Raw genomic sequence first — 19,466 nt, 5'->3', positions numbered from 1 at the left:
GGCCGCGGGGGGCCCCCCCGCCCCCCCCCCCCCCTCCCCCGGGCCCCCGACCATCGGTCGGGGGCCCTTCGTACGTGCGGGGAGCCGCTACACCTCGTCCGCCGGGCCGCCGGCCGGCACCGGGGTGCCGTCGACCGCGAGATCGCGCGGATCCGCCTCAGCCGCCTCGGCGGCCTCGGCCACCTCCCGCGAGTGGGTGCGGAGGTAGCCGACGACGGTGTTCGTCACGGCGACCAGCGGGACCGCGACGACGGCGCCGCCGATGCCGGCGATCAGCGAGCCGGCGGCGACGGAGAGCACCACGGCCAGCGGGTGGACGCGGACGGCGCGGCCGAGGATGAACGGCTGCAGGATGTGGCCCTCGATCTGCTGGACCGCGAGCACCACGATGAGCACCATCAGGGCGGTGAACGGCCCCTCGGTCACGAGCGCGACGACCATCGCCAGCGCGCCGGAGGCGACGGCGCCGACCAGCGGGACGAAGGCGGCGACGAAGATGACGACGGCCAGCGGCACCGCCATCGGCACGTTCAGGAACCAGATGCCGACGCCGATGAAGACGGCGTCGATGAGGGCCACTATCACCGTGCCGCGCACGTAGAGCGTCAGCGTCCGCCAGGCGCGCGGCCCGGCGCCCGCCAGGCCGTCGCGGGCGGCGGCGGGGAACAGCTTGAGGGTCCAGTTCCAGATGTTGCGGCCGTCGTAGAGCAGGAAGAGCGTGCTGAACATCGCCAGCAGCACGCCGGTGAGCAGCTCGACGATGACGGTGACGCCCTGGAGTCCGGCGTCGGTGACGGCCTTGGTGTTGGTGCTGATGGTGTCGGTGAGGTTCTTGGCGATCTGGTTGATCTGGTCCTCGGTGACATGGAACGGGCTGTTGAGCAGCCAGCGCTTCATCTCGGCGACGCCGTCGGTGAGCTTGGTGGACAGGTCGTCGACGTTGTCCATCACCTGCCACACCACGAACCAGCCGACCAGGCCCATCACGACGAAGCCGCCGATGAAGGTGATGCCGGTGGCGAGGCCGCGCGGGACGCCGGCCCGCTTGAGTCGGGCGACGACGGGCTGCAGCAGGGCGGTGATCAGGAGGGCGGCGACGAAGGAGAGGACGACCAGCTGTATGGCGCCGATGATCCGCATCAGCACCCAGACGGTGCCGGCCAGTACCAGCAGCCGCCAGGCCACCTCGGCGCCGACCCGCATGCTCCACGGCACGACGGCGAGCGGGTCGGGCAGCGCGCGGACCGGCGCCTGCGACCTGCGCGCGGCCACGGCCGTGGTCGCGGGCCGCGGCTCCGCGCCCGTCCCGCCCTCCTGCCGGCCGTCCGCCCGCGCCCTGGATCCGCCCTTCGGCGGCAGGTCGTCGGGCTGCTCGTCCTGCTCGGCCGTCACCTCGGCCCGTCGTTCATCGAGGCGGTCGGCGAGCTTGGCCAACTTGGAGGCAGCCATCGCACTCCAATGGCGCTTTTCCGACATCGCGTTCCCCTGCCCCTTTGTTCCAGCACCGGTACCGGCTTCGGCACCGGTGAGGAGGACGACGTTACCCGTGTCCGGGGTTGCCTCTCCGGCCGCCTGCCCCGTGAGCGGGCGATGAACACACGAATGCCCCCCGACCGGCGGAGGTCGGGGGGCACGCGTGAAGCTCGCCAGGTACCGCGCTGCTGCGTACGGGCCTGCCGGCCTAGTACGAGTGGTGCTGCTGCCAGTAGGACCAGGCACCGCACGGGCTGTCGTAGCGGCTGTTCATGTAGTTGAGGCCCCACTTGATCTGCGTGGCCGGATTGGTCCGCCAGTCCGCGCCGACCGAGGCCATCTTGTTGCCGGGGTACGACTGCACGAGTCCGTACGCGCCCGAGGACGGGTTCGTCGCCGTGTAGTCCCAGCCGCTCTCGTGCTCCACGATGTTGGAGAAGCACTGGAACTGGCTGGAGCCGACGATCTGCAGCGCCATGGCCTTGACCTCGGCCGTGGAGTACGAGCTCTTGACCGCGAACGTCGCGCGCTCGGCGGAACGGCTCGCGGCCGCCTTCGCCTCGAGCTCGCGGGCTTCCTTCGCCTTGGCGGCCGCTTCGTCGGCGGCCTTCTTCTTGGCGGAGGCGTCCTTGGCCGCCTGCTGGCGCGCACTGTCCTCAGCGGCCTTCTTCGCCGTCGCCTGCGCGGCGTCGGACTGTGCCTGCGCCTGCTGCGTCAGAGAAGCCTGCTGGCCAGCAGGTATGTCCGCGAGTACGGTCGTCGCGCCTGCGGCCTCGACAGGCTGGTTGGAGCCCTGGTCAGCGCCTGCTGCGACGCCGACTACGGCGCCCACGGTGGTGACTGCGGTGGCCGAGGCCACTGCGAATCCCCGGACCGAGATCCGGCTCACACGGTTGTCCTTCCAGCACCGTCCGCGTGGTGACCTCGCGGACGAAATCGTGCCCCTGAACGCTGGCCTCCCCTTGTTCCGGACCGCGAGCGGTCCGACTGGTCACGGGGGCACGGGCCCGATGCGGGTCCCTCACGGGATTCCGCGTGGTGCTCGGGCGGCTTACGGCGGCAAAGCTGTTCAGTTCTGGGGTTCCACGCCGCTGGGGGTGTGGGTGTGCCGTAAGCGGGGCCTGACAGCGTCACACCCTAGCGGGAAGGGAACGCCGTCAAGCAATTTTCGGTTGCGTGGCAAAGGTCACATCGCCTCTTGTCCGAAAACCCTCGGCGTCGGGCCCCCCACAACGCTAGGCTGCTGCGCCCCTTGGGGGCGCAGCAGCCTCAACTCGCGCTCGGTTACCGGGACATGGCCCGGTTATGTCCCGATTATGACCCGTTGTCCTCCAGCAGTTCCGTCACCAATGCGGCGATCGGGGAGCGTTCGGACCGGTTCAGGGTGATGTGCGCGAAGAGCGGGTGGCCCTTGAGCTTCTCGACGACGGCCACCACACCGTCGTACCGGCCGACCCGCAGGTTGTCCCGCTGTGCCACGTCATGGGTCAGAACGACCCGCGATCCGGCACCGATCCGCGACAGAACGGTCAGCAGGACGTTCCGTTCGAGCGACTGGGCCTCGTCCACGATCACGAACGCGTCGTGGAGCGACCGGCCGCGGATGTGGGTGAGCGGCAGCACCTCGAGCATGCCCCGCGCCACGACCTCCTCGATGACCTCCTTCGACGTCACCGCGGACAGGGTGTCGAAGACGGCCTGAGCCCAGGGGCTCATCTTCTCCGACTCGCTGCCCGGCAGGTAGCCCAGCTCCTGTCCGCCGACCGCGTACAGCGGCCGGAAGACCATCACCTTGCGGTGCTGCTGACGCTCCAGCACGGCCTCCAGGCCCGCGCACAGCGCCAGCGCCGACTTGCCGGTGCCGGCCCGTCCGCCCAGCGACACGATCCCCACGTCCGGGTCGAGCAGCAGGTCGAGAGCGACCCGCTGTTCGGCGCTGCGGCCGTGCAGCCCGAAGGCCTCCCGGTCGCCGCGCACCAGCCGCACCCGGCCGTCCTCGGTCACCCGGCCGAGCGCCTTGCCGCGCTCGGACTGGAGGACCAGTCCGGTGTGCACGGGCAGGTCGCCCACCTCGGGCAGGACGATGACGTCCTCCGCGTAGAGCCTGTCCACCTCCTCCGCGTCGACCAGCAGCTCCTCCATACCGGTCCAGCCCGACGTGATCGCCAGTTCGGCCCGGTACTCCTCGGCCAGCAGGCCGACGGAGGAGGCTTTCACCCGCAGCGGCAGGTCCTTGGAGACGACCGTGACGTCGTACCCCTCGGCCTGGAGGTTGCGGGCGACCGCCAGAATGCGCGAGTCGTTGTCACCCAGCCGGAACCCGACGGGGAGCACCCCTGGGTCCGAGTGATTCAGTTCGACGCGGAGCGTGCCACCCAGCTCGCCGATCGGGATCGGGGCGTCGAGACGCCCGTACTTGATCCGGAAGTCGTCGAGCAGCCGCAACGCCTGACGGGCGAAGTAGCCGAGCTCGGGGTGGGCCCGCTTGGCCTCCAACTCCGTGACCACCACCACCGGGAGCACGACCTCGTGCTCTTCGAATCGGGTGAGGGCGTTGGGGTCGGCGAGCAGGACGCTGGTGTCGAGAACGTAAGTGCGCCGGTCGTGCTCCCGGCGATTCTTGCTTTTCACCACGTGTGGACGAACCCCCTCGGGCAGAGGTCGGGGTGCGACAACGTCGCGCTGTACTGGGCCGGGACCGGGCGCGTGGGCCAGTCCGCGGCCCTCCGTGAACGGCACGTCCGTGGGCAAAGGGCCTCCCGGGCGGACGAACCTGGGTGCCGTCCGCTGTTGACCGGTGTATGCCCTCGAAAGGGGTTGCCTATGCGACTGCATATGACAGCTGTGCCATCAATCCGGGCGCAGGCCCGAAAAAACTGCGGCAGATGAACGGAAGGTGCTGCGGCAGATGGCCGAAGGAGGCTACGGAGAAGCCGTCCGGGGCCGGCGGGACGCGGCGTCCGGCGTCGGCCGAACGTGGTGGGGGCGGCGCCCCCAGGGTGACTACCGGTCCGGCTACGAGCCGTAGCGGCGGTGGCGCGCCGCGTAGTCGCGCAGCGCGCGCAGGAAGTCGACCTTGCGGAAGGCCGGCCAGAAGACTTCGCAGAAGTAGTACTCGGAGTGGGCGCTCTGCCAGAGCATGAAGCCGGACAGCCGCTGCTCGCCGCTGGTGCGGATGACGAGGTCCGGGTCGGGCTGGCCGCGCGTGTAGAGGTGCTCGGCGATGTGCTCGACGTCCAGCAGCTCGGCGAGGTCCTCGATCGACGTGCCGCGCCCCGCGTGCTCGTGCAGCAGCGAGCGGACGGCGTCCGCGATCTCCTGGCGGCCGCCGTAGCCGACCGCGACGTTCACCAGGATGCCCTCGACGGCGCTGGTGGCCTGCTCGGCCTCCTTCAGCACCGACTGGGTGCGCGCGGGCAGCATGTCCATCGTGCCGACGTGGTGGACGCGCCAGCGGCCGGTCTCTGCCAGCCCGCTCACGGCGCCCTCGATGATGCCCAGCAGCGGGACGAGCTCCTCGGCGGGACGGTCCAGGTTGTCGGTGGACAGCAGCCAGAGGGTGACGACCTTGACCCCGGTCTCCTCGCACCAGCCCAGCATCTCGGCGATCTTGTCGGCGCCGGCCCGGTGGCCCTGCTCCGTCGTACCGCCCGCGGCCTTCGCCCAGCGCCGGTTGCCGTCCAGGATCACGCCGATGTGCTTGGGGCCCTGCGCCAGGTCGAGGCGGTGCTCCACTCGGCGGGCATACAGCCCGTACACCAGGTCGCGCAGATTCATCGCGTACCAGCCCCTCCAGCGCTCGTCACCCGATCGCCACAGTACTGCGCGCGACGGCGGGCGCACGAACCGGGTGCCCGGCTTCCGCTTCTGATCACGCAGCCCGGAGGCGTGATAGGGAGGGCCCATGAATAACCGTTCCCTCTACCGCGCCGCCGACGAGCGCTACGACTCCATGGAGTACCGCCGCACCGGCCGCAGCGGCCTCAAACTCCCCGCCATCTCGCTGGGCCTGTGGCACAACTTCGGTGACGACCGCACCCTCGACTCGCAGCGCGCGATCCTGCGCCGCGCCTTCGACCTGGGCGTCACCCACTTCGACCTGGCCAACAACTACGGCCCGCCCTACGGCGCCGCCGAGTCCAACTTCGGGACGATCCTGGCCCAGGACTTCCGCCCGTACCGCGACGAGCTGGTCATCTCCAGCAAGGCCGGCTGGGACATGTGGCCGGGCCCGTACGGCGACGCCGGTTCCCGCAAGTACCTGCTCGCCTCGCTCGACCAGTCGCTGTCCCGCATGGGCCTCGACTACGTCGACATCTTCTACTCGCACCGCTTCGACCCGGAGACCCCGCTCGAGGAGACGATGGGCGCCCTGGCCTCCGCCGTCCAGCAGGGCAAGGCGCTCTACGTCGGCATCTCCTCGTACAGCCCCGAGCGCACCCGCGAGGCGGCCCGCATCCTGCGGGAGATGGGCGTCCCGGCGCTCATCCACCAGCCCTCGTACTCGATGATCAACCGCTGGATCGAGGACGACGGCCTCCTCGACGTCCTCGAGGAGGAGGGCATGGGCTGCATCGGCTTCGTGCCGCTCGCCCAGGGCCTGCTGACGGACAAGTACCTCGGCGGCATCCCCGACGACTCCCGCGCGGCGCAGGGCAAGTCCCTCGACCCGGGCCTGGTCAACGACGAGACGGTCACGCGGCTGCGGGCCCTCAACGACATCGCGCAGAGCCGCGGCCAGTCCCTCGCCCAGCTGGCGCTGAGCTGGGTGCTGCGTGACGAGCGCGTCACGTCGGCGCTCATCGGCGCCTCGTCGGTCCAGCAGCTGGAGGCCAACGTGGCGGCGGTGGGCGCGCCGAAGCTCACGACGGAGGAGCTGGCGGAGATCGACAAGTACGCGGTGGAGCCGGAGGGCGTGAACCTCTGGTCGGTGAGCAGCGAGGCGTAAGCCTTGTTGAGTGGGGGTGCTGGGGACGGGGTGCCGCCGACGGTCAGACGGCCGCCAGCAGCACCCCGCCCAGCGCCCCGATCAGCATGAACGGCCCGAAGGGCAGGGGCGTCTTGCGGTTCGCCCGGCGGGTGGCCAGCAGGACGAGCCCGGCGACCGCGCCGAGGACGAAGCCCGCGAAGGTGCCCGCGAAGAGCGTCGGCCAGCCGTACCAGCCGAGGGCGAGGCCGAGCGTCGGGGCGAGCTTCACGTCGCCGAAGCCCATGCCGGCCGGGTTGATGAGGAACAGCAGGAAGTAGACGGCCCCCAGCACCACCCCGCCGAGCAACGCCCGCGGCCAGGAGCCCTCGTGCCCCGGGAACAGGGCCGCGGCGCCCAGCAGGGCGGCCGTGGCGGCCGTCGCGGGGAGCGTCAGCACGTCGGGCAGCCGGAAGACGGCCAGGTCGATCCGGGCCAGCAGCACGCCGAGCGGCACGAGCAGCAGCCAGACGACCAGTTCGGGACGCGCCCCGACGAGCGCGGCGAGCGCGGCGCAGGCCGTCACGCAGAGCAGCACGGTGCCGTAGGGCCGCTGCGCCGCCCCCGTGCCGCCGATCCAGCCGCGCGGGCCGCCGGGGTAGGGCCGACCGTCCTCGCCGTCCGCGCGCACCGGCTCCCCGGAGGGGACCGCGAGCCGGTGGGCGGCGCGCGGCAGGGCGAGACCCGCCGCGATTCCCCAGACGGCGGCGACCGCGGTGAGGTAGACAGACATCCGGTGTCCTCCCGGGCGCGGGCCCTGCGGGGTGGGTGGCTTCGGGGGCCGAGGCTACACGGAGGTGCTGGTCGGATGGGTCGGACGGGTCGCTGGCGGGACGGCGGGGCCACGCTGCGCGTCACGCCGCCGGAGGTGCTTCCGGAGGGGGCTGTGGACGGGCCTCCGCCCATCCCCCTGGAGGTAGCGGCGTCCTACCGGGCCAGGACCCGCGGCCTGCTCGGACGGGACGGGCTGGACGGAGCGCTGCTGCTCACGCCCGCGACGAGCGTGCACACCGTCCGGATGCGCTTCGCGATCGACGTCGCCTACCTGGACCGCCGCCTCCGCGTCCTGGCGGTGCGCACCATGCCCCCCGGCCGCCTGGGGCGGCCGCGGCTGCGCGCGCGGCACGTGCTGGAGGCGGAGGCGGGCGCGATGGAGCGCTGGGGGGTGCGCCGGGGGGTGCGGGTGGAGATCGAGGAGAGCTGACCCGGCAGGCCGACCAGGCAGGCTGACGCGTCAGTACGCGTCGGTACACCTCGGTACACGTCAGTCGACGTCGATGCTGTTGACGATCTTCCGCAGTTCGGTGGGCCAGCCGTCGACGTCGGGCCCGATCACGCGGACGAGCACGGGGCGGCCGCGGCTGTCGGTCGTGGTGACCTCGGCGACCCGGTTCCTGCCGCCGTCCGCCGTCCGCTCCACGTACCCCACCTGCGCCGCCGGACGGCCGCCGATCGTCATGGCCCGGGGGCGGACGCCGGGCCGGGTGGCGCCGCCCGGCCACACCGTGATCTCGCCGACGGGACGGCCGCCCTCGCCGCGGAGCACGGCGGAGGCCTGCGCGCCGACGCCGGTGGGATGCAGCTCCTCCCAGACCTTCGGATGGGCGACGACCACCGAGCCGCCCCGCATCACCTTCCACCCCTCGGGCGCACCGGCCCCGACGGAACACCCGGCGAGCCCGCCGACGGCACCGGCCACACCGAGCGCGAGGAGGCAATTAATCCCTTTTGTCCACATGGCGCCAATCTAGGGTCACCGTGCGGTACACAGCCGGCCAGCGCGCCGCGCGAAGGCCGCCGGTCACCAACGCGACGGGCGGCTGCCGATCCTGAGGCCCCGTCGGACGCCCGGACGCGGGCAACAAAAAACGGGCCGGTTCGCAGGGGGGGAGAGCGAACCGGCCCGAGGGGGGGAGTTACACCGTACCGCTTATAAGCGGGTGCTCAGTACCTCACGCGGCGGACGGAGTGAACGTAATCTCCACCCGGCGGTTCTGTCGGCGCCCGACTTCGGTGGAATTATCCGCAATGGGATAGTCCTCGCCGTACCCGCGCACCTGGAAACTGTGGGTCGTGCCACCCGCGGAGCCGAGCGCGCTGGACAGCACCCCGTAGACGGCGTCGGCGCGCTGCTTCGACAGCACGTCACCGTGCTCCTCACTGCCCAGGTCGTCGGTGAACCCGAAGACCCGGATGGGTGACGAGACCTTCTTCGCGTTGATGTCCCCCGCGATGGCCTTGATCCGCGATGTCGCGGCCGGCGACAGCGCGGCACTGTCCTTGCCGAACAGCACGTCCGCCTGCAGGGCGTACGTGATCGAGGTGTTGGACTCCTCGTGCCGCTGCTCCGGCTGGCTCGCCTTGGTCGACGACTGGTCCGTGACGGCCACGATGTCCAGCACCTTCGCCGGAGCGAGGGTCGCCCCCTCGGGCAACTTGAGCCGCGGCGAGGTCGGATCGACCTTCACAGGCGCCGAAGGCGCCGCGGTAGAAGGCGAAGGCCCCCCATCAGCAACAGCAGTCCCCCCGACCCCCACCGAGACCACCGCAACCACGACCATCACCACACCGGCAGCACGCCGCTTGGTTCGCTCCACGACCGATCACCCCTCCGAAATCTGAATCTTGGCGGGCGGCATGGTGGGCAGTTGGAATTCCACGGAGGTGGTGGAGGTGGGCGGGGCGGGGAACTGGGCGAAGATAGGACGGGTCTCCTTGGGCTGGATCAGGTTGAGCCCCATTGTGCAGAGACACTTCCCCTCCGTGTCCCGAAGCACGTAGTACCGCTTCTTGCCCACTTGATCGACAAGCACCGCTCCGGCAACGGAGGACCCGGAGGAGACGAGGGCCACCTCGGGTCCCTGCCAACTCCCGGCCGTGAACACCTCGTCGCCGTTGTTGGTGACCGTGCCCGAGACGGTGACGAATCCTCCCGTGTCCCGAACGGCCGAGTTGATGGTCACGACGATGTTCTTCTCACCCTTGATCTGCGCGAGCACCTGGGTGCTCTCGGGTGACGGGGTGGCCGAGCTGCCGCCGGACGAGGAGCCCCCCGAGGGAGCCGCGGACTTGGTCGAAGCCTTGTTGTCAGAGGGTTTGCCGTCTCCCCCTCCGCCGCAGCCGGCCAGTGTCAAGGCGACGCCGGCCGCGAGAGCCACCGCCACCGCCGCCCGGCGGCCTACCGTGCTGCGTTGCATTCCCATTGCTCCCCGATCATCGCTCGCTGGGCCATCATGCGCTGAGGTGCACAGTGAAGAACATCGACAGATCCAGGACGAATCCGCTCTCCGTCGCGTCGACGCTGAGATCCTCCCCGTTGCACTTGAACTTGACGGCCTTTCCATCCTTGCCGTCCACGACGCAACGCGCCTCAACGACCCCCGTGGCGGTTGCCTTTGCGTGGATGCCCTCCGTGCCGTCGATCACCGACTTGCCCACGGTCCCATTGGTGATGACCGTGACGGTCGAACCGGGCAGCTCTCCCGAGGACACGCAGGTGGCGGCGGCGTCGTTCTTCGCCGCAAAGGCTTGCGCGTCGGTGCAGAGACCCCTGTGCATGCCCAAGCCTTCGAGCAACTGGCCCAGCTTCACCAGGTCCCCCGCGATCAGGGCGTCCCCGAAGGACTCCTTCACCTCGTCACGCGTCTCGCGCGCGGCGGCCAGAGCCGCCGCGTCAGCGGCGGTCTGGGCACCATTGCGCTTGGTGGACGCCTGGCCCACCGCGAAGAACGCGAACGCCAGGAAGAACAGAGCCGCCACGGCAACGATGTAGATGCCGAAGGTCTGCCCCTCGTCGTGGCCGCGGCTCCTTACTTGCCGTTGCCGCCCGCGATCTTCCCGATCGCGTTGATGATGGCCGTACGGATCGTGGTTCCGATGTCCGTCGTCGCCAACGCGCCGATAATCACTGCGATCACAACCGCGATGCCGAGGTACTCGAACGACGTCTGCCCTCGGTCCGTCGCCTTCTCGCGCATCCAGATCTGCGTGGCCACGAGCCGCTTTACTGCCCACCTGCTCATGTCTGATCGCCCCATCCTTTGTCACCTGACGAACGTCGGCCGTGCCCGATGCGACGACCGATCCCTCGTTTTCACGCTCACTACGACCGCAGACTTCGACGCCACCCATCACGGCGCACCGCCTCTCACCAGTCCGGTCCGTAGTGATCCGTTCTCGATTGCAGGTGCAAATATGGTTGCGTCTGCAAAGGTACACCCGAACCCCGTGCAACCGCATCCCTTTACGCGCCAACTGGCGCATCCAATATGGCGGTTCCGTACATGACACATGTGCGGAATCACCCATTCCCCATGATCTGGTTGAAGTTGATCTGGGAACCCATGATCGTGCCGGTGAGCAGCAGGATCATGGTGGCGGGCACGAGGAGCGTGGTGATCACGCCAGTGGCTTTGGGTACTGCCCTCGCCGCGCGACGGCGGGCGTTCTGGGCTTCGGTTCTGCGCATGTCCTGAGCAATCTGCAGCAGGGTCCGGGCGATCGGTGCGCCCAGCTCTTCGCCTTGCTGCAAAGTGCTCACGAACTGGCTTACCTGCTCACTTCGATTTCGACTCCGCAATTGATCGAAAGCGTCGCGGCGACTTACCCCGACATCCATCTGCCGTAGCGCGATGCGGATCTCGTCCGACCACGGGCCTTTGTAGACGGTGTTGACGCGCTCCAGGGCCTGTCGGAAGCCGAGTCCCGCGCTCACCACCACCGCCAGTACGTCCAGGAAGTCGGGGAGCGTGCGCTCAATATCGTCGCGGCGTTTGCGAACGGCGAGCCAGATCCCCAGATCTGCCCAGCCCCAGGCGTAGCCGGCCAGCACCAGGGCCAGTACCCAGTGCCCCTTGGTCACCAGGACCAGCGCCGCCAGCCCCCCCAGCGCCCCATAGACCGCCCTCCGCGCCGCGTACCGTTCCACCGTCAACCCGTGGGGGTGGCCCGCGTGGTCGATCCTCATGCGCATCTTCGCTACGCGGGTGGGGCCCATCCAGCGCATCACCATCGGGGACCAGCGCATGCCGAGCTGGTCGACGGCGTTGCCGGTGCGGGTGGTGCGGGTGCGGCCTACTTCCAGGGCCAGCATCAGGTCGTCGGGGAGTTTGGCGTCGGAGCGCAGGAGGGCCACCGCGTGGACGACGCCCACCGCGCACAGCGCCATGGCGGCGGCCAGGGCCAGACCGATCAGCAGCATCAGCAACCACCCCCTCTCATACGTCGATCCTCGACATCCGGCGGATCATCCAGAAGCCCACCACGTACAGGCTCAGCGAGATCAGCACGCAGATGCGCCCGATGTTCGAGCCGGTCATCGCGCTCAGCGACCCCGGCATGATCTGGTTCAGCAGGAACAACGAGCCGATGCCGATGACGGGGACGGCGTACGCGGTCACCGTGACCTGGGACATCTGGGTGCGGATCTCCCGCCGCGTCTCCTTGCGCTCCTCCAGCGTGACCGTCAGGTTGCGCAGCGACTCGACGACGGAGCCGCCGGCGCGGCTCGACAGCACGAGCGTGGAGACCAGGACGATGAGTTCGCGGCTGGGCAGGCGTTCCTGCAGTTCGGCCAGGGAGTCCTCGACGGAGTGGCCCATCGCCATCGCGTCGGCGACCTTCTTCAGCTCCTCGCCCGCCGGGGCCTCCAGCTCGTCCGCCGCCATGCCGACCGCCGTGCGCAGCGCGAGGCCGGCCTGGGTGGCGTTGGCCAGGACGCGGGCGAGTTCGGGGAGCTGGGCGATGAAGCGCTCGGTGCGCACCCGGCGGCGCCACTCCAGGAAGGAGTACGCGGACCAGAACGCGAGGACCGCGGCGATCGGGCCGAAGAACGGGGCCAGGACGACGTCGGCGACGAGCCAGGCGCCGCCGACCACGCCGATGGCCGCCGCGGTGAACTGGCCGGGGGTGAGGTCGGTGCCGGTGGCCGCGAGGCGGCCGGCGAGGCGCTTGCCCCAGCCGGTGGCGCGCACCCGGCGGTCGAGGGAAGCGAAGGGGACGTGGCGGCCGGTGTCGCCCGGCTCGCCCGCGAGGCGCTCGACGAGGGCCGCGCGCTCCGCGCGCCCGCCGGCCCAGGCGTGCAGGCCCCAGACGCCCAGCGTCAGGGCGATCAGGGTGGCGCCGATGACGATCAGCGGGAGCTGGGCGCTCACTTGGCCTCCCTGATGTCGAGTTCCAGTTCGGTGGCGCCGACCCCGAACGCAGCCGGGACGTGCTCGCCGGCCAGGTACAGGCGCTCCGCCAGCTCGCGCGGCAGGGGGTGGTGCTCGTACCAGCCGCGGACGATGCGGTCCGCGCCCAGCGGCTCGGCGCGGAAGCGGGTGGCGCTGGTGAGGCGGAAGACGTCGCGGCCGCGCGACGAGAGCATCGCGATCTCCACGATGCGGCGGGTGCCGTCGACGTGCCGGGTGAGCTGCACGAGGACGTCCACGGCGCTGTTGATCTGGTCGCGCAGCGCCTCGAAGGGGATCTTGACCTCGCTCATCGAGGCCAGCGTCTGCAGCCGCAGCACCGCGTCCTCGGCGGAGTTGGCGTGCACGGTCGCGAGCGAGCCGTCGTGGCCGGTCGACATCGCCTGGAGCATGTCCAGGGTCTCGCCGCCGCGGACCTCGCCGACGATGATGCGGTCGGGGCGCATGCGCAGCGAGTTGCGGACGAGGTCGCGGATGGTGATGCGGCCCTCGCCCTCGACGTTCGGCGGCCGGGTCTCCAGCCGGATCACGTGGTCCTGCTGCAGCTGCAGCTCGGCGGCGTCCTCGACGGTGATGATGCGCTCGCCGTCCGGGATCAGCCCGGACAGCGCGTTGAGCAGCGTCGTCTTGCCGGAGCCGGTGCCCCCGCTGACGATGATGTTGCACTTGGCGCGGACCAGCGACGACAGCAGCATCAGCATGTGCTCGTCGAGGGTGCCGAGCTCGATCAGTTCGCGCAGCGTGTAGGCGCGCGGGAAGCGCCGGATGGTGAGCGTCGGGCCGCTCAGCGAGAGCGGCGGGATGATGACGTTGACGCGCTCACCGCTCGGCAGCCGCGCGTCGACCATCGGGTTGGACTCGTCCACCCGGCGGTTGACGGTCGACACGATGCGCTCGATGGTCTGCAGCAGCTGCTCGGCGGACGAGAAGCGGGCGGCGACCTGCTCGACCCGGCCGCCCCGCTCGACGTAGATCTTGTCCGGACCATTGACCATGATCTCGGTGACGGTCGGGTCCTCCAGCAGCGGCTCCAGGATGCCGAGACCGAGCGCCTCGTCCACGACGCGGCGGATGATGCCCGCCCGCTCCTTCGTCGACAGGACCGGGCCCTCGCGGCTGATGATGTGCCCGAGCACCCGCTCCAGCCGGGCCCGCCGCTCGGCGGTGGCGAGCGCCGACATCTCGGCGAGGTCGATCTCCTGGAGCAGCTTGGTGCGGTAGACGGCCACCATGTGGCCCTCTTGGGTCTGGGGGGTGGCCTCTTCCGTGACGGCGAGACGGGCGCGCAGGCTCATGGGGTGGTGTCTTCCTTCGGCATGGTCGCGCTGCGCCGCACCGGACCGAAGATGCTCACGCCGGGTATGACGGACGGGATGTTGATGACGGCCGTCGCGGTGACGGAGTCGCCGTCCTCCGAGGGGGCCGCGATGGTGGTGCCGTCGCGCAGCCAGTCGCTCACCGCGTTGCGGCCCGCCTCCGCGGCGTCCGGGTGCGGGGCGCGCAGCGCCGCGGTGCGGGCGGCGGTGCGGGCGGCCGTGCCCGCCTGGTTGGCGGCGTAGGCGACGAAGCCGAGCTGGATCCCGGCCATCGCGATGAGCAGCAGGATCGGCAGGACCCCGAGGAACTCCAGGGACGCCGAGCCGCGTTCCCGCCGCTTGCGGGAACCGGTCATCCGGACACTGGTCATCTCTTCGCCTCCTCGTCCACCGTGGACGCGTGGCCCCGCACCGTCAGCGGGAAGTCGATGGCGCCCGGGAAGAGCACGGGCACCTTGAGGCTCACGGTGACGGTGACCTTCCCGCCGCCCCGTTCGACGGCCGTGCTGCCGTCCCACGCGCCCGGCAGGTCGCGCTGCGCCGCCGCGGCCGCGTCCTGCCCCACCGCCGCCGCCCGCGCCGCCTCGTCCGCCGCGTGGCCGGCGAGCGTGTACGTGTAGCCCGCGAGCACCGCCTGCCAGACCAGGATCAGGGTGATGAGGATGATCGGCGTCATGCCGAGCGTCTCCAGGATCACCTGGCCGCGGTCCTCCCGCAGCGCGGCCCGCCTGCCGCGCCGGGCCGCCTTGGGCTGCGGCCCGCCGACGGCGAGGCCGAGTTCGGCCGCCAGCGCCCACAGCCCCTGCTTGACGGTGGAGCGGTTGTCGAGGTCGTGCAGGCGTCCGGCGTCGATGACGGACTGGAGCTCCTTGAACGCGGCCGGCACGACCGAGCCCGCGACCTTGGTGCCGGTGATGCGGGCGATCAGGGACGGCTGGATCTCCGTGGAGCGGGTGTAGCGGTTGACGACGGCCGTGGTGTCCTGCGGCTTGCGGATCTGCAGCCGGTCCCACATCCGGACCATGCGCTTGGCGGCCCGGACCGCCACGACGTCCGGGGTGGTCACCAGCAGCGCCGTGTCGGCGGTCTCGACGGCGACGGCGTTCGCCGTGGTCAGCTGCGTCCCGCAGTCCACCACGACGACCTCGTACCGCTGCCGCAGCGCGTGCAGCACCAGCCGCACCGAGCGGTCCGTGACGTCCTCGCCGCGCTCGCCCTCGCCCGGGGCGAGCAGCAGGGCGGGCCCGGACTCGTGGAGGTACATCGCGTCGTGCAGGACGCGGGACGAGATGTCGGCGATGTCGGCGAGGTCGGCCATCGAGCGGCGGAACTGGACGTCGAGGTACGAGGCGATGTCGCCGCCCTGCAGGTCCAGGTCGACCAGCGCGGTGGACCGTCCGGCGGCGTGCGCGGCCAGCGCGAGCTGGATGGCGGTGACGGTGGTGCCGACGCCGCCCTTCGCGCCGGCGACGGCGACGAGGGTGCCGCCGGCCACGGCGGGCAGGGCGCGCTGCGGGCTGAGGTGGCGGCGGACGCCGCCCGCCCAGGCGGCGGCCGCCTCGACGCGGGCGGCCAGCTCGTCGTACGACAGCGGCAGCCCGATGACGCCGCGCGCGCCGGAGTCCATCGCGGCGGAGAGCACGGCCGGGCTCGGGTCGGCGGTGAGCAGCACGACGCCGACGGCCGGGAAGCGGAGCGCGACCTCCCGTATCAGTTCCAGCGCGGGCGTCGGGGTGATGCCGTCGTGCACGATGACGACTTCGGGCAGCTCGTCGATCCCCGTCTCGGCCGCGCGGGCCAGGGTGTCGAGCAGCAGCGTCGAGTCGGGCAGCGCGGGGCCGGGCTCCGCACCGGGCAGCTGGTGCAGCAGCCCGGCCAGCGCGCGGGCGGCATCCGGGTCACCGGTGCCGGACAGGATCCTCACGATCACGGACGGCCTCCCGAGTGGGTGGCGGCCGCCACGGGGACGGCCTGGAACGGCGTCGTCGAGGCGGCGCGCCGGCGATGACCCTCATACCCCGTCATCGCTTGGGCCCCGCGTCGCCCGCCAGCGTGTACGTGCGGTCGCTCTCGGCCGGGGCGCGGTCGTCGCCCGGGGCGATCAGCGCCAGCCGGACGTGCCGGGCGAAGGATTCGGAGAACGCGACGCGCTGCGCGTCGCCCGCGTCCAGGGCGAAGGTGATCGGCACGCCCTGGGCGGCCTGCCGCTGGGAGTCCTGGCTCTTGTCGAACGCCCTGATCTCCCCGACGTCGATGACCCGCGCGCCGGTGACGATGATCTTCGAGACGTCCGGGTCGGTGTCCTTCTTGCCCGCGAAGGTCGCGAAGATGTTGACCTTCGCCCCCGGGGTGATCTTGCCGGCGACCCCGGTCTCCGCGTCGATCATGATGGCGATCTCCATCTGGCCCGGCTGCAGCGCCGGCCTGGCCGCGACCATGCCCGACTCCAGCAGCGAGCCGCGCTTCAGCGGGATCGCCGCCACCATCCCCTGGACGGTGGCGAGGTCGCGCACGGCGGTGTCGGGCAGCCACTTCTCCGGTATCCGCACCTTCTCCAACTGCCCGGCGGTCACCGCCTGGTAGGCCGGCACGTCCTTGGTCAGCTGGTACGCCGTGACCTTGGGGCCGACCTCCGACCGTGCGTTGCCGATGACCGTGACGACCCCCGCGAAGGCCGCCACCGCGCACACCACGGAGACCACCAGGAGGACGACACCGCGTCGCTGACGTGAGTTCATCGGCAGGAAGACCTATCGCTTATGGGGTTCGAGCTGGGGGCGGGTGGGGTTCGGCAGCGGGCGCTGGTGCTGCGGCGGCCGGCGTAACGGCTGCTCCGCGCCCGCCGTCACCTGCCGCGGGCGGCCACCGGAGCCGACGGAGCCGCCGGACGTGTCGGTGCGGTCGGAGCGGTGCGCGCCCTCCGGGCGGCCGATCCGCGTCGAGCAGAACAGGCACTGGTCGCCGATCACCTCCAGGCCGCACCACGGGCAGGCGTCCCGGCGGACCGACGTGACCAGCTGGTACAGGATGCCGATGTCCGCGATGTACGCGGTGAACTCGACGAGCCTGCCGGTTCCCCACCAGCGCGTCGACCCCTCCGGCAGCGGGACCTCGCGGATGTGCTGCGAGCGCCAGGTCGGGGCGAGCGTGCCGGTGACCCATCCCGCGTCGAGCCCGTGGCCGGCGACCGCGAGCTGGGTGAGGAACCCGGGGCCCGCCGGGGGCGCGTCGGTGCCGATCTCGAACAGCCCCGGCTCCGGGTGCGCCATGACGGCGAAGTGCCGTCCGGGGACGAGCGACTTGAAGTGCTTGCCGACCGTGACCGGCACCCGGTCGAGCTTGCTGACCGAGCCGAGCAGCGCGCCGGAGTACAGGTAGTACGAGAGCAGCCGGGCCGCGCCCGCGAGCACGCCGGGGCCCAGGTCGGTTCCGGCCAGCTGGCGGAGCTGCTCCGTCAGGAGCGCGGTGGCGAGCGGCGGCAGGTCGACGGGGACGATCGCCATCCGGTCCGCCTCGAGCGCGGCGCGCACGGTGTGCAGCCGGCGGCGCCCGGCGTCGGCCGGATCGGGCGAGGCGAGGGCGATGAGGTGCCCGTGGGCGTCGAGCGCGGCGGAGGTGCGCGCGACATGCTGCTCGAGCGGAACGGCGAGATCATCCGCCGTGACCGTTATGACGCTCGACATCCGCAGCCCTCCTGTCCTGCGCAAGGACCGTTCACCAGCCGGATCGCGTGCGCCAGCCTATCGATGTGTAGCGGAATGAGTGCGGAAAGTCGCGGATCAGGATCGGTAAACGCGTGGATGCCCCGCATGAACGACTGGTGAAGGCCAAAGGTCTTGACAACCCCATTGGTCTGGACCAGCTTGGTCCCACGCAGGGCGCGTCGCCCAACTCTCTCGTGCATTCCCCACCACCCCCCAACTCCTTGCCCCCAGGAGGCAGTCGTGGAACGTGCATCTCATGCCTATCGGAGACCGAAAGTCACGCGTACGGCACTCGCCACCGTAGGAGCCGCCTCGCTGGTGGCCGCGGGCTTCGCGATAGCCAACGTCGGGACCGCCCAGGCGGCCGACACCAACCTCATCAGCAACTCCGGCTTCGAGAGCGGGCTCTCCGGCTGGACGTGCACGGCGGGCAGCGGTGCTGCCGTCTCCACCCCCACGCACGGCGGGTCCTCGGCCCTCAAGGCCAGCCCGAGCGGCTCCGACAACGCGAAGTGTTCGCAGACCGTCAGCGTCAAGCCCAACTCCGCGTACTCGCTGAGCGCCTGGGTGCAGGGCTCGTACGTCTACCTCGGCGCCAGCGGCACCGGCACCTCGGACGTCTCGACCTGGACCCCGTCCGCCGGCTCGTACCAGCAGCTGAGCACGAAGTTCACGACGGGCGCGAGCACCACCTCGGTCACCGTCTACCTCAACGGCTGGTACGCGCAGCCCGCGTACTTCGCGGACGACGTCGTCCTGACCGGTCCCGGCGGCACTCCGACGACGCCCCCGACGACCCCGCCCACGACGCCACCCACCACGCCGCCGACGACACCGCCCACCACTCCCCCCACGACACCGCCGACCACGCCGCCCACCACGCCGCCGACGACTCCCCCGACCGGCAGCCTGCCCAAGCACCTGCTCACCGGGTACTGGCAGAACTTCAACAACGGCGCGACGGTCCAGACCATCGCCCAGGTGCAGAGCCAGTACGACATCATCGCCGTCTCGTTCGCCGACGCCACCACCACGCCCGGCGCGGTCACCTTCAACCTGGACCCGGCGCTGAACTACTCCGTCGCCCAGTTCAAGGCGGACATCGCGGCGAAGCAGGCGGCCGGCAAGCGCGTCATCATCTCCATCGGCGGCCAGAACGGCACCGTGTCGATCAACGACTCGGCCTCCGCGACGAACTTCGCCAACAGCGTCTACTCGCTGATGCAGACGTACGGGTTCAGCGGCGTCGACATCGACCTGGAGAACGGGCTCAACTCCACCTACATGTCGCAGGCGCTGCGCAGCCTGAGCAGCAAGGCGGGCTCGGGGCTCATCATCACGATGGCGCCGCAGACGATCGACATGCTCTCCCCGTCGAGCGGCTACTTCGCCACCGCGCTGAAGATCAAGGACATCCTGACCGTCGTCAACACCCAGTACTACAACAGCGGTTCGATGAACGGTTGTGACGGCGGCGTCTACTCGCAGGGCACCGTGGACTTCATCACCACGCAGGCCTGCACGGTCATCCAGGGCGGGCTCGACCCGTCCCAGGTCGGCCTCGGCCTCCCGGCCTCGACCAGCGGCGCGGGCTCCGGCTACGTCTCCCCGACGGTCGTCAACAACGCGATCGACTGCCTGACCAAGGGCACCGGCTGCGGCACCTTCAAGCCGGCCACCAAGTGGCCGACGCTGCGCGGCGCGATGACCTGGTCGACCAACTGGGACGCCTCCAACGGCAACCAGTGGTCGAACACGGTCGGCCCGCACGTGCACGCCCTGCCGTAACCCCCCGCGGATCCGTCCGCACCTGCTC

The 19,466-nt window shown here is 70.8% G+C and carries 20 protein-coding genes; 3 read left to right on the top strand and 17 right to left on the bottom strand.

Annotated features, from left to right (window positions below; all coding sequences use genetic code 11):
- Positions 1-87: 87 nt before the first annotated feature.
- The 4 genes from ABZ721_RS27895 to ABZ721_RS27880 all read right to left on the bottom strand — a co-directional run bounded on the left by ABZ721_RS27895 (position 88) and on the right by ABZ721_RS27880 (position 5,250).
- Positions 88-1,449: an AI-2E family transporter gene (locus tag ABZ721_RS27895; protein WP_358791473.1), complete on the bottom strand. Its 1,362-nt coding sequence runs from the start codon at positions 1,447-1,449 to the stop codon at positions 88-90.
- Positions 1,450-1,681: 232 nt separating this feature from the next.
- Complete coding sequence (locus tag ABZ721_RS27890; protein ID WP_358791472.1) at positions 1,682-2,362, bottom strand: transglycosylase SLT domain-containing protein; 681 nt, start codon at positions 2,360-2,362, stop codon at positions 1,682-1,684.
- 425 nt (positions 2,363-2,787) lie between these two features.
- Positions 2,788-4,107, bottom strand: coding sequence for a PhoH family protein (locus ABZ721_RS27885; protein WP_358791471.1), 1,320 nt, complete (start codon positions 4,105-4,107; stop codon positions 2,788-2,790).
- A 381-nt stretch (positions 4,108-4,488) separates the two neighbouring features.
- Entirely contained in the window at positions 4,489-5,250 is a 762-nt protein-coding gene (locus ABZ721_RS27880; RefSeq protein ID WP_358791470.1) for an isoprenyl transferase, read from the bottom strand.
- 127 nt (positions 5,251-5,377) lie between these two features.
- Here ABZ721_RS27880 and mgrA point away from each other — a divergent pair, with 127 nt between their 5' ends.
- Positions 5,378-6,421 carry an L-glyceraldehyde 3-phosphate reductase gene (gene mgrA / locus ABZ721_RS27875; RefSeq protein WP_358791469.1) on the top strand — a complete coding sequence of 348 codons (1,044 nt, stop codon included), beginning with the start codon at positions 5,378-5,380 and terminating at the stop codon, positions 6,419-6,421.
- Between the two features lie 43 nt (positions 6,422-6,464).
- Here the strand turns inward: mgrA and ABZ721_RS27870 are convergent, their stop codons facing one another.
- Positions 6,465-7,172: an A24 family peptidase gene (locus ABZ721_RS27870; RefSeq protein WP_358791468.1), complete on the bottom strand. Its 708-nt coding sequence runs from the start codon at positions 7,170-7,172 to the stop codon at positions 6,465-6,467.
- Between the two features lie 75 nt (positions 7,173-7,247).
- Between ABZ721_RS27870 and ABZ721_RS27865 the strand changes: the two genes are divergently transcribed.
- Positions 7,248-7,643, top strand: a complete 396-nt coding sequence (locus tag ABZ721_RS27865; RefSeq protein ID WP_358791467.1) for a DUF192 domain-containing protein — start codon at positions 7,248-7,250, stop codon at positions 7,641-7,643.
- Between the two features lie 60 nt (positions 7,644-7,703).
- Here ABZ721_RS27865 and ABZ721_RS27860 read toward each other — a convergent pair whose 3' ends face one another.
- From ABZ721_RS27860 to ABZ721_RS27805, 12 genes are all read right to left on the bottom strand, one after another.
- Positions 7,704-8,177 (bottom strand): hypothetical protein, encoded by a 474-nt coding sequence (locus ABZ721_RS27860; RefSeq protein WP_358791466.1) that lies wholly within the window; start codon positions 8,175-8,177, stop codon positions 7,704-7,706.
- 214 nt (positions 8,178-8,391) lie between these two features.
- On the bottom strand, positions 8,392-9,000 hold the full coding sequence (locus ABZ721_RS27855) for an OmpA family protein (protein WP_358791480.1): 609 nt from the start codon (positions 8,998-9,000) through the stop codon (positions 8,392-8,394).
- Positions 9,001-9,042: 42 nt separating this feature from the next.
- Complete coding sequence (locus tag ABZ721_RS27850) at positions 9,043-9,636, bottom strand: hypothetical protein (protein WP_358791465.1); 594 nt, start codon at positions 9,634-9,636, stop codon at positions 9,043-9,045.
- Positions 9,637-9,670: 34 nt separating this feature from the next.
- Complete coding sequence (locus tag ABZ721_RS27845; protein WP_358791464.1) at positions 9,671-10,198, bottom strand: pilus assembly protein TadG-related protein; 528 nt, start codon at positions 10,196-10,198, stop codon at positions 9,671-9,673.
- A 50-nt stretch (positions 10,199-10,248) separates the two neighbouring features.
- Positions 10,249-10,434, bottom strand: coding sequence for a hypothetical protein (locus ABZ721_RS27840; protein WP_358791463.1), 186 nt, complete (start codon positions 10,432-10,434; stop codon positions 10,249-10,251).
- 305 nt (positions 10,435-10,739) lie between these two features.
- A complete protein-coding gene (locus ABZ721_RS27835) occupies positions 10,740-11,639 on the bottom strand; it encodes a DUF5936 domain-containing protein (RefSeq protein WP_358791479.1) in 900 nt (299 codons plus the stop codon).
- Positions 11,640-11,655: 16 nt separating this feature from the next.
- Positions 11,656-12,591: a type II secretion system F family protein gene (locus ABZ721_RS27830; protein ID WP_358791462.1), complete on the bottom strand. Its 936-nt coding sequence runs from the start codon at positions 12,589-12,591 to the stop codon at positions 11,656-11,658.
- Positions 12,588-13,925, bottom strand: coding sequence for a CpaF family protein (locus ABZ721_RS27825; RefSeq protein ID WP_358791461.1), 1,338 nt, complete (start codon positions 13,923-13,925; stop codon positions 12,588-12,590). Before ABZ721_RS27825 ends, ABZ721_RS27830 begins: the two co-directional genes overlap by 4 nt.
- A complete protein-coding gene (locus tag ABZ721_RS27820) occupies positions 13,922-14,317 on the bottom strand; it encodes a TadE family protein (protein ID WP_358791460.1) in 396 nt (131 codons plus the stop codon). Before ABZ721_RS27820 ends, ABZ721_RS27825 begins: the two co-directional genes overlap by 4 nt.
- The gene (locus ABZ721_RS27815) at positions 14,314-15,876 is read right to left on the bottom strand and encodes an AAA family ATPase (protein WP_358791459.1); all 1,563 of its coding nucleotides are present in this window, start codon (positions 15,874-15,876) and stop codon (positions 14,314-14,316) included. The genes ABZ721_RS27820 and ABZ721_RS27815 overlap by 4 nt, the downstream gene beginning before the upstream one ends.
- A gap of 91 nt (positions 15,877-15,967) precedes the next feature.
- Positions 15,968-16,684: a Flp pilus assembly protein CpaB gene (gene cpaB, locus ABZ721_RS27810; RefSeq protein WP_358791458.1), complete on the bottom strand. Its 717-nt coding sequence runs from the start codon at positions 16,682-16,684 to the stop codon at positions 15,968-15,970.
- A 12-nt stretch (positions 16,685-16,696) separates the two neighbouring features.
- Positions 16,697-17,629, bottom strand: a complete 933-nt coding sequence (locus ABZ721_RS27805; RefSeq protein ID WP_358791457.1) for a hypothetical protein — start codon at positions 17,627-17,629, stop codon at positions 16,697-16,699.
- A 339-nt stretch (positions 17,630-17,968) separates the two neighbouring features.
- Between ABZ721_RS27805 and ABZ721_RS27800 the strand changes: the two genes are divergently transcribed.
- Positions 17,969-19,438 carry a glycosyl hydrolase family 18 protein gene (locus ABZ721_RS27800; RefSeq protein WP_358791478.1) on the top strand — a complete coding sequence of 490 codons (1,470 nt, stop codon included), beginning with the start codon at positions 17,969-17,971 and terminating at the stop codon, positions 19,436-19,438.
- The last annotated feature ends 28 nt before the right edge of the window (positions 19,439-19,466 follow it).

The organism is Streptomyces sp. NPDC006733 (assembly GCF_040636125.1).
Taxonomy (GTDB): Bacteria; Actinomycetota; Actinomycetes; order Streptomycetales; family Streptomycetaceae; genus Actinacidiphila.
The sequence above is the reverse complement of the archived record's forward strand: the minus strand, read 5'-3'. Positions and strand labels throughout refer to the sequence as shown.

Coding starts and splice junctions, on each gene's coding strand:
- ABZ721_RS27895 (WP_358791473.1), bottom strand. CDS start 1,449: ATGGCTGCCTCCAAGTTGGCCAAGCTCGCCGACCGCCTCGATGAACGA.
- ABZ721_RS27880 (WP_358791470.1), bottom strand. CDS start 5,250: ATGAATCTGCGCGACCTGGTGTACGGGCTGTATGCCCGCCGAGTGGAG.
- mgrA (WP_358791469.1), top strand. CDS start 5,378: ATGAATAACCGTTCCCTCTACCGCGCCGCCGACGAGCGCTACGACTCC.
- ABZ721_RS27870 (WP_358791468.1), bottom strand. CDS start 7,172: ATGTCTGTCTACCTCACCGCGGTCGCCGCCGTCTGGGGAATCGCGGCG.
- ABZ721_RS27865 (WP_358791467.1), top strand. CDS start 7,248: ATGGGTCGGACGGGTCGCTGGCGGGACGGCGGGGCCACGCTGCGCGTC.
- ABZ721_RS27860 (WP_358791466.1), bottom strand. CDS start 8,177: ATGTGGACAAAAGGGATTAATTGCCTCCTCGCGCTCGGTGTGGCCGGT.
- ABZ721_RS27855 (WP_358791480.1), bottom strand. CDS start 9,000: ATGGTCGTGGTTGCGGTGGTCTCGGTGGGGGTCGGGGGGACTGCTGTT.
- ABZ721_RS27850 (WP_358791465.1), bottom strand. CDS start 9,636: ATGCAACGCAGCACGGTAGGCCGCCGGGCGGCGGTGGCGGTGGCTCTC.
- ABZ721_RS27835 (WP_358791479.1), bottom strand. CDS start 11,639: ATGCTGCTGATCGGTCTGGCCCTGGCCGCCGCCATGGCGCTGTGCGCG.
- ABZ721_RS27825 (WP_358791461.1), bottom strand. CDS start 13,925: ATGAGCCTGCGCGCCCGTCTCGCCGTCACGGAAGAGGCCACCCCCCAG.
- ABZ721_RS27820 (WP_358791460.1), bottom strand. CDS start 14,317: ATGACCAGTGTCCGGATGACCGGTTCCCGCAAGCGGCGGGAACGCGGC.
- cpaB (WP_358791458.1), bottom strand. CDS start 16,684: ATGAACTCACGTCAGCGACGCGGTGTCGTCCTCCTGGTGGTCTCCGTG.
- ABZ721_RS27805 (WP_358791457.1), bottom strand. CDS start 17,629: ATGTCGAGCGTCATAACGGTCACGGCGGATGATCTCGCCGTTCCGCTC.